At 61.7% G+C, this 14,083-nt stretch carries 14 protein-coding genes; 3 read left to right on the top strand and 11 right to left on the bottom strand.

The window, feature by feature from the left end; translation table 11 throughout:
• Positions 1–12: 12 nt before the first annotated feature.
• The 4 genes from trbJ to HL653_RS22655 form a co-directional block, all read right to left on the bottom strand.
• Positions 13–774, bottom strand: coding sequence for a P-type conjugative transfer protein TrbJ (gene trbJ, locus HL653_RS22640; RefSeq protein ID WP_171746494.1), 762 nt, complete (start codon positions 772–774; stop codon positions 13–15).
• 278 nt (positions 775–1,052) lie between these two features.
• Positions 1,053–1,517: a hypothetical protein gene (locus HL653_RS22645; protein WP_253717313.1), complete on the bottom strand. Its 465-nt coding sequence runs from the start codon at positions 1,515–1,517 to the stop codon at positions 1,053–1,055.
• A 100-nt stretch (positions 1,518–1,617) separates the two neighbouring features.
• A complete protein-coding gene (locus HL653_RS22650; protein WP_171746495.1) occupies positions 1,618–1,956 on the bottom strand; it encodes a hypothetical protein in 339 nt (112 codons plus the stop codon).
• A gap of 489 nt (positions 1,957–2,445) precedes the next feature.
• Complete coding sequence (locus HL653_RS22655) at positions 2,446–2,778, bottom strand: hypothetical protein (protein WP_171746496.1); 333 nt, start codon at positions 2,776–2,778, stop codon at positions 2,446–2,448.
• Between the two features lie 1,115 nt (positions 2,779–3,893).
• On the opposite strand from HL653_RS22655, the gene HL653_RS22660 reads away from it, so the two are divergent.
• Positions 3,894–4,451: a MucR family transcriptional regulator gene (locus HL653_RS22660; RefSeq protein ID WP_171746497.1), complete on the top strand. Its 558-nt coding sequence runs from the start codon at positions 3,894–3,896 to the stop codon at positions 4,449–4,451.
• A gap of 144 nt (positions 4,452–4,595) precedes the next feature.
• Positions 4,596–4,721 (top strand): hypothetical protein, encoded by a 126-nt coding sequence (locus HL653_RS24530; protein WP_301337943.1) that lies wholly within the window; start codon positions 4,596–4,598, stop codon positions 4,719–4,721.
• A gap of 18 nt (positions 4,722–4,739) precedes the next feature.
• On the opposite strand, the gene trbE is transcribed toward HL653_RS24530, so the two are convergent.
• The 6 genes from trbE to HL653_RS22690 are packed head-to-tail and all read right to left on the bottom strand — an operon-like array spanning position 4,740 to position 11,216.
• Positions 4,740–7,181, bottom strand: a complete 2,442-nt coding sequence (trbE, locus tag HL653_RS22665) for a conjugal transfer protein TrbE (RefSeq protein WP_171746498.1) — start codon at positions 7,179–7,181, stop codon at positions 4,740–4,742.
• 10 nt (positions 7,182–7,191) lie between these two features.
• A complete protein-coding gene (locus HL653_RS22670; protein ID WP_171746499.1) occupies positions 7,192–7,470 on the bottom strand; it encodes a VirB3 family type IV secretion system protein in 279 nt (92 codons plus the stop codon).
• The gene (locus HL653_RS22675) at positions 7,467–7,802 is read right to left on the bottom strand and encodes a TrbC/VirB2 family protein (RefSeq protein ID WP_171746500.1); all 336 of its coding nucleotides are present in this window, start codon (positions 7,800–7,802) and stop codon (positions 7,467–7,469) included. Before HL653_RS22675 ends, HL653_RS22670 begins: the two co-directional genes overlap by 4 nt.
• A gap of 2 nt (positions 7,803–7,804) precedes the next feature.
• Positions 7,805–8,791: a P-type conjugative transfer ATPase TrbB gene (gene trbB / locus HL653_RS22680; protein WP_171746501.1), complete on the bottom strand. Its 987-nt coding sequence runs from the start codon at positions 8,789–8,791 to the stop codon at positions 7,805–7,807.
• Complete coding sequence (locus tag HL653_RS22685) at positions 8,788–9,189, bottom strand: CopG family transcriptional regulator (RefSeq protein ID WP_171747217.1); 402 nt, start codon at positions 9,187–9,189, stop codon at positions 8,788–8,790. Before HL653_RS22685 ends, trbB begins: the two co-directional genes overlap by 4 nt.
• Before the next feature lie 2 nt (positions 9,190–9,191).
• A complete protein-coding gene (locus HL653_RS22690; RefSeq protein ID WP_171746502.1) occupies positions 9,192–11,216 on the bottom strand; it encodes a conjugal transfer protein TraG in 2,025 nt (674 codons plus the stop codon).
• 393 nt (positions 11,217–11,609) lie between these two features.
• Here HL653_RS22690 and HL653_RS22695 point away from each other — a divergent pair, with 393 nt between their 5' ends.
• A complete protein-coding gene (locus tag HL653_RS22695) occupies positions 11,610–11,900 on the top strand; it encodes a hypothetical protein (protein WP_171746503.1) in 291 nt (96 codons plus the stop codon).
• A gap of 1,816 nt (positions 11,901–13,716) precedes the next feature.
• On the opposite strand, the gene HL653_RS22700 is transcribed toward HL653_RS22695, so the two are convergent.
• Positions 13,717–13,899 (bottom strand): DUF3606 domain-containing protein, encoded by a 183-nt coding sequence (locus HL653_RS22700; protein WP_171746504.1) that lies wholly within the window; start codon positions 13,897–13,899, stop codon positions 13,717–13,719.
• Positions 13,900–14,083 lie beyond the last annotated feature (184 nt).

Here is a 14,083-nt window from a genome sequence, read left to right on the forward strand (position 1 = left end):
GATCCAGCGGGCCTACTGGGGGGTGTAGGCGGTGCCGGAGCCGAGGAACTTGGCGGTTGCGCCCCGCGCATCGGCCTGCGCCTGTGCGCGATTGGCGCGGTCGATGGCGTCGGCCCGAAATTGGGCCGCCATCAGGTTCTGGAGCTGAAACTGCTGCTTGGCAGCAAGCGCGAGCAACTGGTTGGTGGCCTGTTGTGCTTGGAGCGCGCCCTCGGCCCCCTGGCTGCGCTGGACGATGCCGCTCAGCGCATTTGCATCGGCAGTGACATTCTCGACCACGCGGGCCTGAACTGTCATCGTATGCTGATAGGCATCCATGGACGCATCGAGCCGCGTCCGCGCATCGGCGACGTGGCGATCGCTGGTCAACGCACTATCAAAGCTGCGCGGAAACAGCGAACGGAACTGGTCGTCGAGGTTCGAGACCTGGAACTGGATGGCTCGCGCCTCGCCCATCAGTCCGTCGATCTGCCTGATGGTGTCGGTGATTGCGGTCAGCTCCGGAAAGCCGATTGTCGTCAGGTTCTTCGCCTGATTGATGAGCCCTTGCGCCTGGTTCTGCAGCATTCGGATCTGATTGTCGATTTGGCTCAGCGTGCGCGCCGCGATCACGATATTCTGGCTGTAATTGCTGGGGTCAAAAACGGTCCACTGCGCTTGCGCTGGCTCGCTCGGCGTCATCAAGCCGAGCGCGAGCGTGCCAGCGGTAGCGAGAGTGAGGGTGCCCGTCAGGAGACCCTTGCGGGCGCGGGACGGTTCGGGCCGACGTGACATACAGGCTCCTTGAGCGCGAGAATGAGCTTCAAGGATTGCGGATTTTGATCGGTGCGTTCAGGCCTTGTCTAGGGACATTGGGAGCGTCTCTGGCGTCGCCCCGGCCGCATGCAGCCAGATACTCGCGGGGGCCTTTCTGTGTGTCCTGTTATTGACGGTACGTGCTGGACAAGCCCACGATCGGATCGATGGTCGCCGGCCCGGCAAGGCACTGCATCTCGCGAAGATTGCGGGATGGAACCCCGTTGAGCGGTATCGGGACCGAAACGCAGCGCCTTTTATATCCGGCACTTCCGCGCCATCGCCACTCCCCGCAGGAAACCGCGCCGCGCATGGCCCGCGCTGATCGCCGCATTCAGCCGCCGTTGTGCCGGCGCCGCGCCAGAAATCTCGCGCACGAGGCTGCGGAACGGCACCAGTCCGTTCACCAGCGATTTGCCGCCCGCCTCGGCGAGCTTGCCAGCGCGATTCTCTTTCGTGTCCGCACCGGGCTGGAAATCCTCGCCCAAGGCGGCTGAAAGGTCCGCAACGCGGGCCCGTATTTGGCCGCAGCTTGCTGTGCCTGTCGTAGAATAAGGATTGACCGCTGCGCGCTGCAGCACGGGAGGTATTTGAGTCTTCTTGGCGCCGACATCCTCGGCAGGGCGCGAGGCGATCCGGCCGCCATCGTGTGCGATCTGAGTGGCGCGGGAGGGATGAGGCGAGGCCGCCTGTGCGGTAATAGCGATGAGGATCGTCAGCATGGCGGCAGTATGCGCACGTCGCGTGTTTGTTCCGTAGACCCGCGGAATGCCGACGCTGGCCTGTGGTCGGACGCTTGCGTATCCGCCCCCGCGTGCCCGCCTACAGAATCGGAAACAATTTCGCGGGCGCCTTGTCGCCGTCTCCGATTGGCTCCGCACGCGTGGAAATAGATACGTCCGTTTTGCCACCTGTCTCGATGTAGACCGGGCTCTCGTTCCGTAACAGGTCTAGCACCGCGGCATAATCGCCCATGTAATAGAAGCCGTGAGGCACACCGGATGCTTCGTTGGGTGGTAGCAGGGTTCCATCGGCAACGAAGAATAGAATTCCGATAGTGCTCTGGTTTTCGTCGAGAAGTAGGATGGTGGCTCGGCTCAGGTTCGGGCGATCACCGGCGTAAATGACGGCCTGATACTTGCTGATCTGCGTGTTCGGCATCTCGGATCTCCCCTTCGACAAGAATTGATCGGAATTGTCCTGTCGCACTACCGTGATCGCCCCCTGACCGACCCACAAGCGCGCGCCCGCGCGAACGTACGAAGCTCTGTTTGAGGAACAACGATCCCCGTTTGCTAAACATGAGCGGTCGGCTTTCACTGCGGAGGCGCTGGCGCTCTTGGTGTTTCGGACGTGGTGTCGCGCGAAATTGGCTGCGGCCCGTTTCCCGGCATGGTTGCCACATAAATACCGATAGCGATCACGACGGCGAAGGCGATCACGACCGCGCCGAGCAGGCACCAGCTGGTAATCTTATGCCTAGGCCCAGTCGACATGTGTTAACCTCACGAGCCTTTTGTCGCTGATGCTATTTCGAACCAAAAGAGGGCCGGGATCACCGGCGGCCCAGTGTCGTTGGTTTGGCCATTCTGAGGCAGATTGATCAACGGCTGCTGCGAGGCAACGTTCCCTCATTTGCCGCGCATCCCATTACGTCTTACACGTGATTTGAACAGCCTCCACAAACGGCACTCTCAGTACTGAGACGCCTCGAGAATCGGCTATTTCAATGTAGCCGGTCATGTCCATGACGCCGTTGAGCACTTCTGCGGCGAGCAGCTCTCTGATCCCCGAAATTGCGTGTTCCTTGGCAGCTGCCAGTGTCCTCACTTGGATCGGCTCATCAGCCTCGGCATCTCCATGGCCGTTATGGATGTGAAGATAAAACGTTTGCACCCTTATCTCCTCATCCGGCTGCATCGCCAAGACGACAACGTCGCCGACGATCAATTTGAGCGGCGAGGGCGGCACTATGAACTGCAAGTTCCGCGGCCATGTGCCGCGCCCAAACACCCTTCACATTAAGAGGCCAACCGCCATCGGCGCCGTGTACAACTGTACCTGTTATTGCCTGCATGCCCATCTCCGCCGCGTTGCAATCTATCAACGTGCAAATCGAAGCGATTGAACGGGTAGAAACGGCAGTTTGATCCATCGCATAATCAGCTTCCCTACTGTGCGATGCGGCATCCCGCGATAGGTGGCGCGATTGAAGCAAAGGCCCAAACCAGCATTTGTGCACGCGTTTCGAGCAGTCGCATTTTTACAAGTACGGCCCCTAAAAGGAGCACTACGCCCATAGACCAGCAAATGAGCGACAGCAGGGTGTTGAGCGAGACGGCGACGGCAATCATCGCCGCCCCCGCTAATCGTCGTTGATTGAGATCCAGTTAGCGCCACATTTTAGCTCGGCTACGGCTGCGCAGCGTCCAGCCGATCAATTCAAAGCCAGTAGGCCATGAATCCACATAGCGCGCTGCCTGCCGCAGTCGCCTGCCAGCCCGGGTCGGCGGCACTAGAATGTTGCCGGGGCGAACTAGCCGAACGTCCAACTGCTCAAGCGCGCAAAGCCCCCCACTGCTTCGGCCTGGATTTCTCCGCTAGGGCCAAGCGGAGCCGCCTTGGGCTGACCCGCGGCGCCAGTAGACCGAACAGGGCCGACTAGCGCGCTTTGAGCTCGAACGAAGACCGGCGCTGAAATTCCACCGTTCGCAGAGGAACGGCAAAAGCGGTGGATGAGGTCTCCCCACGAGCATCCATCCACCGACCTCACTACGTCAGGCGGCAATACGCTTAATCCGAAGTCTTTTCTCAGGCAATGATCAACTGACAGCTTGCCGCTATTTCATTTACATGATTCTGTATCCATTACATATATATTATGGCGATTTTCACTTAAACTGCTTCGACATAAGGGGGTTGTCGCAAGTTGATAATGGCGGTTTTCACAGCAATTTTAGCAGAGCTTTAGCTGAGACTAAGCGCAATCTCGATCACAGGTTTTGAGGTTTGAAGTGGCAAATGCCCGTGCTGCTGCGCGACTACTCGACAGCGCTTCTTCGCGCGCTAAGGTGGATACATCTGGAAAGGAGCAAGATTTGTCAGACGACGCGCTTCTTACGCTGACCGCCGATATCGTCGCCGCTCACGTGGCGAACAATCAGGTGACGGCCAATACCTTGCCCGAGCTGATCGCTGCCGTGCACGGCGCTCTCAGTAATTTGGGGAAGCCAGATGCACAACCGGGCCCTGCTCGGACGCCGGCGGTGTCGATCCGGTCTTCGGTGAAGCCCGACTATATCATCTGCCTTGAGGATGGCGCGAGGCTAAAAACCATGAAGCGCTATCTGAAGACAAAATTCGACCTGACGCCCGAGCAGTATCGGGCAAAATGGGGCCTGCCTCGCGACTATCCATTGGTCGCGCCGAGCTATGCGGAAAAGCGCCGGACGCTGGCCAAAGCAATCGGGTTTGGTCGCATGCCGGCGAAGGTCTTGGAGGAGGTTGCCCTGCCCGCGGTTAAGGCAGCGAAGACGGTTCGAAAGACGATCGGGATTGCCGCAACAAAAGCGGCGGCCGTCGCTCACCTCAGCGTCTCTCCCGAGAAGCCTGCCCGGTCCGCACGCACGCCGCGCGCAAAGACGATTCAGGCCTGATCAGGGCGGCGGATCTTTTGGATCCGCCGCGCTTCTAGTTTCGAACGCGCGTTTCACGCGCCGTCTCCAGAGCCGATTCTTTTGCGCTCATTCCTCGGTCCGCCGCATCGCTGCGGCTTCGACAGCTCGCCCAAATAGCATAGCATGACCGGCGTCGGTAAATTCGACCAGCTTGGCCGGGTCGCGAGCCTGCTAAAATTGATCGGCTGCGGCGTCATTCGCCGGCAAGAAACAGCAAGTCGCGGCACCCTTCCTGCGGGCCGGGCATGAACTGGCGCGGACTCTGCGTCAGGGACGAAGACCCTCTCGCCGCGGAAAGCCGGCAAGCAGGTCCGCCGCCCAGTCCAGGCCGACATCGGCGAGGAGGGCGGCTGTGAAGTCGTGGCGGTCGACCTTCGCAACGATCGCATCGATCCGGCGCTGCATGATGGGATTGGAAGCGCCGCACAGCGCCAGCGCGACGGGGCCGAGGCCCAGTTCGAACAGGCGGTTTCCGCGGGCGGATTGCAGGTAATATTGCCGCTTGGGCGTCGCCCGACTGACGATTTCGATCTGGCGGTCGTTCAGGCCGAAGCGCGCGTAAGCCTCGCGCCCCTGCGGCTCGATCGCCCGGTCGTTCGGAAGCAGGATGCGCTGCGGACAACTCTCGATGATGGCGGGCGCGATGCTGCTGCCGGCGATGTCCGCCAGGCTCTGCGTCGCGAACAGCACCGCGACATTCTTCTTGCGGAGCGTCTTCAGCCACTCGCGAATGCGGGCTGCGAACAGCGGGTGATCAAGGAAGATCCAAGCCTCGTCGAGGATTAGAAGGTTCGGCCGCCCGTCAAAGCGCTCCTCCAACCGGTGGAAGAGGTAGGTCAGGACGGGTGCTACGACATTGGATTGCCCTAGCAGCGCCTCGGTCTCGAAGCATTGGACGTCGGCGAACTGCAACTCGCTCCCGGCAGCATCGAGCAGACGGCCGTGCGGGCCGTCGAGTGTATAGGGCTGGAGCGCGACACGCAGCGCGTTCGACTGGAGGAGCAGCGTCAGGCCCGTCATGGTCCGCTCCTGAGGTGGCGCGGATGCGAGACTGCCGAGTGCCGACCAGACAGCGTCCTTCACCTCCGGCGTGACGGTGACATTCTCGGCGTCGAACAGGGCTGCGATCCACTCGGCCCCCCAGGCCCGCTCGGCAGGATCATCAATGCGCTGCAGCGGCTGGAACGCGAGCATAGGACCACCTTCGGAGTCGCTTCCGAGCGAATGATGCCTTCCGCCCATCGCCAGCACCGCAGCCCTTGCCGAATAGCCTTTGTCGAAAATCGTGATCCGTGCGCCTGTATAACGCCGGAACTGGAGCGCGATGAGTGCCAGCAGCACCGACTTGCCCGCGCCGGTCGGCCCGACCACCATCATGTGGCCGACATCGCCGACGTGGGTTGACAGCCGGAACGGGGTTGAGCCCGACGTCCGGGCCACGAAGAGCGGCGGCCCCTCGAGATGGCTGTTGCGCGTCGGTCCAGCCCAGACCGACGACAGCGGCATGAGATGGGCCAGGTTGAGCGTGTGGACGATGGGCTGCCGGACGTTGGCATAGGCATGGCCCGGCAGTGACGAAAACCATGCCTCGACGGCGTTGACGCTTTCGCGGATCGTCGTGAACCCGAGGCTGCCGGTGATGCGCTCGATCGCCCTGATCCTCTGCTCGACCCGACCCCGGTCCGTGTCCGACACGGTGATCGTCGTCGTAAGATAGCCGAAGGCGACATGATCGCCGCCGAGCGCCTGCAAGGCGAGATCTGCATCGACCACCTTGTTGTCGGCATCGCTGTCGAGCAACTGGGCCGGCTGATTGTACATGATCTCGCGCAAGAGCGCGGTGATCGATTTGCGCTTGTTGAACCACTGGCGTCGGATCTTCGTCAGCGCCTTCGTGGCATCGGCCTTGTCCAGTGCGATGAAGCGGGTGACCCAACGATAGGGAAAGTTTGCCTCGTTAAGCGCATCGAGGATTCCCGGCCGACTCACGTTGGGAAAGCCCGTGATGGTCAGCGATCGGAGATGGCGGTCGCCCAGCATCGGTTCGAGACCCCCGACGAGAGGGACGTCCGCCAGCAGCCCGTCGAGATACATCGGCGTCTCGGGCACGGCGACCGGATGGTGGCGGGTCGAGATGGTGTCGTGGAGGTAGGTCAGTGTCTCGGCTGAGGAGAGCGCGCGAACCTCAGGCATGAAGGCGGCGAACAGATCGAGCGCACGATCGGTCTCGGCAGCGAAGGTCGCCAGGGCACCCCGCCAGTCCCTGCCCTCGGCTGCCTCCGGCCGATCGACGAGGGAACGTCCGGCGGCATCGCCTCCATCCGGTGCCGGCAGCCAGGTCAGGGTCACATGGTAGCGGCTCTCATAATGCGCGCCGTCTTCGATGAAGAGGGCGCGCCGTTCCTGATCGACGAGCCAGGATGCTGCGTCAGGGAAGTCGCTGCCGGGATAGTTCAGCGCCTCGCGCCGCTCGGCGTCGAAGAACAATGCCCAGCCGGTTCCGAACCGCTTGAGCACGTTATTGGCGCGAGCTGACGCCGACACCAGTTCCGCTTCCGTCGCGGATTCAAGATCGGGTCCACGGAACGCGAGCGTCCGCTGGAAGCTACCGTCCTTATTCAGGATGATGCCGTCTGCGACCAGCGCTGCCCATGGCAGATGGTCGGCAAGGTGATCGCCCGAATGACGATATTCGGCCAGGGACATCATGAGGGAAGCCTCAGCATCCGAGATAGCCTTTCTGACGGAGATGTCGGACGAGGACCTGTGCGAAAGCGGGATCGCGCCGGGTCGCGAAGACCGCGATGCTGTGCCCCACCGCCCAGACGACGATGCCGGCGATCCACTGCTGGAGACCGAGACCAATTGCGGCGGCAAGGGTGCCGTTGACGATGGCGAGCCCGCGCGGTGCTCCGCCGAGCAGGATTGGTGCCCCGAGGCTCCCATGAATGGGAACCTCGAAGCCCGCGATCCGGCCGTTGTGCTGGCCTCCGCTCACGCTATCAGCGCCCCGCCGCCGAAGCTGAAAAAGCTGAGGAAGAAGCTTGATGCGGCGAAGGCGATCGAGAGCCCGAAGACGATCTGGATCAGGCGACGGAAGCCGCCTGCCGTCTCACCGAATGCCAGGGTGAGGCCAGTCAGGACGATCACGGCCACTGCCATGATCTTGGCAACGGGGCCCTGGACGGAATCGAGCACCTGTTGGAGAGGTTCTTCCCACGGCATGCCTGTGCCGGCCGCATGCGCGTTGCTGGCGAGCATGATCCCGAAGCCGATGAAGGCTCCGACCAGGAACGTGGTGCGGCGATCGTTGATGATAGCGGTCGTCATGGTTAATCTCCTTCAGGGTGCGAGGGCAGGAGTTCGGAGAGCGTGTAGGAACCGCTGTCCGGATCGAGCGCGGAAACACGCGCGATGCTGGCGATCCGGCGCTGGGAACCCCGGCCGGCGATAAAGACGATGATGTCGATGGCCTCGGCGATCAGCTGGCGCGGCACGGTGACGACCGCTTCCTGCACCAGTTGCTCGATGCGGTAGAGCGCTGCGATCGCGCTATTGGCATGAACGGTCGCGATCCCCCCCGGGTGGCCCGTGTTCCATGCCTTCAGCATGTCGAGGGCCTCTGGACCGCGGACCTCGCCGACGATGATCCGGTCGGGGCGCAGGCGCATCGTCGAGCGCACGAGATCGGTCATCGTTGTGACGCCGGGTCGTGTGCGCAGCGCGACCGTGTCGGGAAGCGGGCACTGCAATTCTCGCGTGTCCTCGATGAGAATGACGCGCGCATCGATCCAGGCCATCTCGGCGAGCAGGGCGTTGGCGAGCGTGGTCTTGCCCGAGCTGGTGCCGCCCGCGATCAAGATGTTGGACCGTTGGGTAACGGCCCTGCGCAGGATGTCGGCGGCAGCCGCCGACATCAGGGCGTCGCTGACATATTCGTCGAGGGTATGGAGCCGCTCGGCGGGTTTGCGGATCGAGAAGCAGGGGCCTAGCGCGATTGGCGGGAGTACACCTTCGAATCGTTCTCCTGCGCGCCCTTCAGCGTGAGGAGGAAGTTCGGCTGAGATGATCGGACTGTCGGAGTGGATCTCAGCACGGGCGTGCGCGGCCACGAGGCGGATGATGCGCTCAACCTGCTCCGCTTCCAGCCGGATCTCGGTGTCGACGCGACCTTCGCCCAGAATATCGATGCGCAGTGCGCCATCGGGATTGACCATGATCTCGATCACACGTGGATCACCAAGCCCGGCCGCGATCGCGGACCCCATGGCGGTCTGAAGCATCGCGCGGCGTCGGTCGCTTGTGAGCGAGCCCGTCATCGATGCTGCTCCGTCTGTCCCAATGTGCGTTTGCCGGCCGCAACTTGCCTGCCGACCTGCATGACGAAAGCTTGGAAGCGGTCCCGCGCGAGCGCGCGTCCGGCCGCATCATTTTCGGCGAGCGGCGCTTGGATTGAGAGCTCGAAGCGGATGAACAGCGCGAGTGTCTCAAGCGTGACATGACCGTCGCGCTCTATTCGCGACAGAGCCGTCGATAGGCGATCAAGGCGGAGCCCGAACCGATCGTCGAGTTCGGATCCGCCGCGGCGATTGAGCCAGGCGGTCACCGCGTCGACAAGGATCGAAGACTTCGATGCTCCCGGCTTCGCCGCGAGTGCCTCGAGCCGGTCGCTGATCGGTCTGGGCAGGAAAAGCTGGTGGCGGACCTTCTCGACCATCATCAGAAGTCCAGCTGCAGGTCGTCGGGCCGGGCCGACGAGGCATCGACCGCGTAGACGCGCGAGGCAGTGAGCGACTGCGCCTGATCCATCGTGCGCTTGTCGGCCGCGGCATCGTCATCATCGTCACCGAGACCTAGGGCATCGGTGGAGACCGGATCGGGCTGGGCAATCCGCTCGATCTCGTGTGCCGGATGTCTGACCTGTTCGAGACCGCCCTCTCCGTGCTCGGGTACCTCGCTCGCGCCGTCGCCCAGCCTCGTATCGATGCCGCGGACATGGTCGTTCCAGTCATGGGGACGAAGCTTCGGCAAATCCGCATAGCCATCGGTGGCGAGCGGCGGCGCGGGGAGGATACGCTCCTTGAAGGTGCGGTCTTCATAGTAGCGCAGCTTCTGTGCGCGGACGGGCGCGTGGCCGGCTACCAGCACCAACTCGTCGGTCGGCGGAAGCTGCATGACTTCGCCGGGCGTCAGCAGCGCGCGGGCAGTCTCCTGCCGGCTGACCATGACGTGCGCGAGCCAGGGAGCCAGCCGATGGCCCGCATAGTTGCGCATGGCACGCTGCTCGGTCGCGGTGCCGAGCGCATCCGAAATGCGCTTGGCGGTGCGTTCGTCGTTGGTCGCAAATGCGACGCGGACGTGGCAGTTGTCGAGGATCGCATTATACTCGCCATACGCCTTCTCCACTTGATTCAGGCTTTGCGCGATCAGGAAGGCGCGGACGCCATAGCCGGCAAGGAACGCGAGACTCGTCTCGAAGAAGTCGAGCCGTCCGAGTGCCGGAAACTCGTCTAGCATCATCAGGAGGCGGTGGCGGCCGGGCGTATTCTCGGCATGAAGCTGTTCGGTGAGGCGCCGACCGATCTGGTTGAGCACAAGCCGGATCAGCGGTTTGGTGCGGCTGATGTCCGATGGTGGCACGACCAGATAAAGCGAGACGGGATGATCGCCTTCGACCAGATCGGCGATACGCCAATCTGATGCGGCGGTGACGGCGGCGACGGTCGGATCGCGGTAGAGACCTAGGAACGACATAGCCGTCGACAGCACGCCGGACCGCTCGTTTTCGCTCTTATTCAGCAGTTCGCGTGCGGCAGACGCCACCACCGGATGGACGACGGGATTGTCGGCAGTGCCGAGATGATTGGTCGTCATCATCGTGCCGAGCGTTGCGACGAACGGCCGCTGCGGATCCGAGAGAAAGGTCGCTACGCGAGCGAGCGTCTTGTCTTCGTCAGCGTAGAGAATATGCAGGATTGCGCCGACCAGCAGCGAGTGACTGGTCTTTTCCCAATGGTTGCGCCGGTCGAGCGCCCCTTCGGGATCGACGAGGATGTCGGCGATGTTCTGTACGTCGCGCACTTCATCGGTGCCGCGGCGAACTTCCAGCAGCGGATTGTAGCGCGCCGAGCGGGCGTCGGTCGGATTGAATAGCAGGCAGTGCGAGAAACAGGCCCGCCAGCCGGCGGTGAGCTGCCAGTTTTCGCCCTTGATGTCGTGGATGACCGCTGAGCCCGACCAGCCAAGCAAGGTCGGAACGACAAGGCCGACGCCTTTGCCAGAGCGGGTGGGCGCGAAGGCCATGACGTGTTCGGGACCGTCATGTCGAAGATAGTTATCGTGCAGCCATCCGAGAAACACGCCGTCATTGCTACAAAGCCCTGCAGCGCGGACAGCGCGTGGCGATGCCCATTGTGCCGAGCCGTAAGTGGAAACGTCGCTACTCTGGCGGGCGCGCCAGAGTGATCCCACGATCGCCGCGCCGCAACCCAAAAACCCACCGGTCGCGGCGATTAACCCGCCACGGTTAAAGACATGCGGCGCATAGCCGTCGAAGTGATACCACCAGAGGAATATCGCCCACGGGCGGTAGACCGGTAGACCGCCAATGATGACCCATGGCTCACCGAGTTCAACTTGGTAAGCAAGTGCGGCCGCCGTCCACTGCGTCGCAGACCAAATGCTCGCGAGCACGAGCGCGACAACGACGAATATCTGTCCAACTAAGAGTTTTGTCGGGGTCATGCAGGGCTCCGCCCGCGCGACATTCTTGTCCAGCGGGTTGGGCGCAACTATGGGATTTTGGTGCGCATTCAGTCAGAGCCTTGCGAGGGCCAATGAGTGCCTTTTGGTGACACTCGGACTTTTGCCGGCTTCAAGACAGCGGTGACCGGAACGGCGAATTGACGGGGCCCGAGATCTGCTCGCGCGCTGGCGCGGTTCCGTCTCACGCCCAACCGAGCGGCAGCGTCGACCGAGAACCGCCCACTGAGGCCCACGCGGCAGTTTTCGAAATCTCGTCGCTGGCATCATCGGCATGCCTCCCGACCATAGTGGTCGAAATCGTTCTACGATAAGCTTTAAGCCTGCTAATGCGTCTCATCTGTCATAGCGGAGCGAGCCGTGAGCAAACCGAATATGATCGAGATCGTAGCCCGCGCGATCAGCGGCGGCGATCTAGTGACACATCGGGATCTCGCATCAGCGCGCAGGGCGATCGAGGCGATGCAATCGCCCTCCCCCACTATGCGTCAGATTGGCGGAGCCTTCTTCGATAACGATGACGCATCGCTCAACGGTCGATCCGCGATAGCCGTGTACACAGCGATGATCGGCGCTGCGTTGGCGATCTGCGCCCCCGCAGCACAAAGCCAGGATAGCGTAGAGACAGCTTATTCGGATCAGCGCTCTGCTTCCCGAATGTTATAAGGAAGGGTCTGCCCTCACCATGCAACCGTCGCGCACAGTCTATCCCATGCAGGATAGCACCCACCGCATTCCGTATATCTGAGACAGCGTTAAGCTTTTGGCAGCGCATTTTCGCTTTCGGTCTGCGCGCCGCCCCTCCACCATACCCCATCGAAATAGCCGGCGAGCCGATCCTCGCGGCATGACATTGAGAGATCAAAGCGTTGTTCGAGACTGCACGCTTGGATAACGCTCGAAAACGCCATGGGCATCGAACACCCCCATGTTGATATGAGATCCTAAGTCGACAGCTGCCGATCGAGAGCACCCGGGGCCAGATCGAGATAAGGCGATACCAGTTGTGTGGCCGGAATGGCGCAAAGAAGCGGGTAGCCATTGAACAACTCCCGACCCCATATCCCACCACGTTAAGACCTTCAGCGACGATTTCCGTGCCGGATCTTGCATCCTCACAATCTCGTGCATATTCCCGGCCAATGACTTTCAGAGCATGCCCGTCGTTTCCGGGTTATTCCGCCGCCCTTTGCGGCGCCGTCCGACGAGATACTTGGGTCTCTCGCTCGAAGCTTGGCAATCCTGTCATACGGCATTCGCACCCATTGCGATCGACCGGGCCCAATCTGAACTATGTCTATATCAATCGCGCTGTCGTCCGCCGCGACCGGGTTGTTGCCGACGCTTGGCCGCCAGAGGCCCGAACGCTGATGGCGTGGATAGAGCGCGATCGACAAGGCTAATATGAATAAAAGCTGTGCATGTTCGGCAGCATTTTGGAGGTGCCTGTTTGTGCGCTGACAGGTGGCACGTCATCCGCCTTTCCCACGGGTTTCTGATGTGATCGCCATATCCCATTTCCATCGCGCTTGGAGGCTCATCAGCCTTCAGGATTCACCGTACCGTAGCCCTCGCCCGCGTCGCCGGGCTCCGCCTGACCCGGATCGTCCGTTCATGTGACCGATCCTATGCTTTGGCGGGCTTCCGGCGTCTTCGGCGGCCGGCCGCCAAGGGTGCAACATCGTTCTCCGTTGCATTCAGGTCCGCATTGCGGAGGGGGCCCGTTCCTGGTCCAGGCACTGAGCTCTGGCGAGCATCCAAGCTTCCGGGGTGATCCAATGGTCATCTTGGAGGGTATCGGCGAAACAACCGGCCCTTTCCTTTTTTGGAACAGCCCCTTTCGTGACACATCAGCGCCCGCAGCCCTGCTCCGGCTGCTCTCGGTGATATGCAAGAGAGCCTAATGGGAAGCTTCGTCGAAGCCGGTCAGCCAGTGACCACGCTCCGGCCCCTTGAGCAGGCTATTCGGCTGGTTACGTTCCTTTGACCCGATCGATTCCCCCGTCGCCTGCGCTGCTGAAGGGCGCTGCCGACGTTGTAAACATTCGATGCGCGGCATCGCACCGCAAAGATTTAAGACGGATCATTGTGGAACAAACTGCCGCTGGGAATGTTGAGGACAGCGGCAGATTCGGGGAGGTATCCTCGGTCCGATCTGATCCAACCGGCGCCCTCTATGGACGGTGTCGTGACATTAAGTAACGTTGCGTAACTGAGATACCCCCGGTCCCTTTCGAGATCGGGGGTTCTTTTCTCGTCCACGTGCCTGGCAGCTGCAATGCACGACGGATGGGTTATGATCCTGACGGCTCGGCTCGCCATCGTCGTGATGCTGCTATCCTCGCCGGACCCAGCCCTTGGTGAGGTACGAAAGCCCGCTACAAATCCTGAGCCCGTACGGGGTAGCGGCGACAAGATCTCCGGGAGAGCGCAATCCCGATGATCGGTTACCTTCACGCGGCAATTAAGCGGGATCTAACGCTCAGATCGGCTTATCCAAATAAATGGCCACCGCGTTCGCGCTCGTACCGACCTGCTCCACAGCGTCGGCGAGCTCCTCGCGGGTAATACCGAATTTCTCGCTCCAATATCGGATCTCGTGCTCCTCTCCAAGACTAATGCGTGTCCGATCCTGGCCGCCTGTGTCTGTAAGATCGTCTGGCATATTCATCTCCTATGATGAAGTTCAAACGCACCGGCAGCCATCTCGGGTGCTCGTCGCCCGCGGATAGGTCCATCCCGCTCCGATCTATGCCCCGTGCCGAGGCGTAACATGATCTGCTCTGGCGCAGCATCGCACCAGTGGCGATCCCCGGAGGTCAGGGCAGCCTCCGTTCGCGATTGACCCT

Source organism: Sphingomonas sp. AP4-R1, from assembly GCF_013113735.1.
Lineage (GTDB): Bacteria > Pseudomonadota > Alphaproteobacteria > Sphingomonadales > Sphingomonadaceae > Sphingomonas_I.

Excerpts from the sequence above, each read along its gene's own strand:
- trbJ (WP_171746494.1), bottom strand. The coding sequence starts at position 774 with ATGTCACGTCGGCCCGAACCGTCCCGCGCCCGCAAGGGTCTCCTGACG.
- HL653_RS22645 (WP_253717313.1), bottom strand. The coding sequence starts at position 1,517 with ATGCTGACGATCCTCATCGCTATTACCGCACAGGCGGCCTCGCCTCAT.
- HL653_RS22650 (WP_171746495.1), bottom strand. The coding sequence starts at position 1,956 with ATGCCGAACACGCAGATCAGCAAGTATCAGGCCGTCATTTACGCCGGT.
- HL653_RS24530 (WP_301337943.1), top strand. The coding sequence starts at position 4,596 with ATGACCGGCGTCGGTAAATTCGACCAGCTTGGCCGGGTCGCGAGCCTG.
- trbE (WP_171746498.1), bottom strand. The coding sequence starts at position 7,181 with ATGATGTCCCTGGCCGAATATCGTCATTCGGGCGATCACCTTGCCGAC.
- HL653_RS22675 (WP_171746500.1), bottom strand. The coding sequence starts at position 7,802 with ATGACGACCGCTATCATCAACGATCGCCGCACCACGTTCCTGGTCGGA.
- trbB (WP_171746501.1), bottom strand. The coding sequence starts at position 8,791 with ATGACGGGCTCGCTCACAAGCGACCGACGCCGCGCGATGCTTCAGACC.
- HL653_RS22685 (WP_171747217.1), bottom strand. The coding sequence starts at position 9,189 with ATGGTCGAGAAGGTCCGCCACCAGCTTTTCCTGCCCAGACCGATCAGC.
- HL653_RS22690 (WP_171746502.1), bottom strand. The coding sequence starts at position 11,216 with ATGACCCCGACAAAACTCTTAGTTGGACAGATATTCGTCGTTGTCGCG.
- HL653_RS22695 (WP_171746503.1), top strand. The coding sequence starts at position 11,610 with ATGATCGAGATCGTAGCCCGCGCGATCAGCGGCGGCGATCTAGTGACA.
- HL653_RS22700 (WP_171746504.1), bottom strand. The coding sequence starts at position 13,899 with ATGCCAGACGATCTTACAGACACAGGCGGCCAGGATCGGACACGCATT.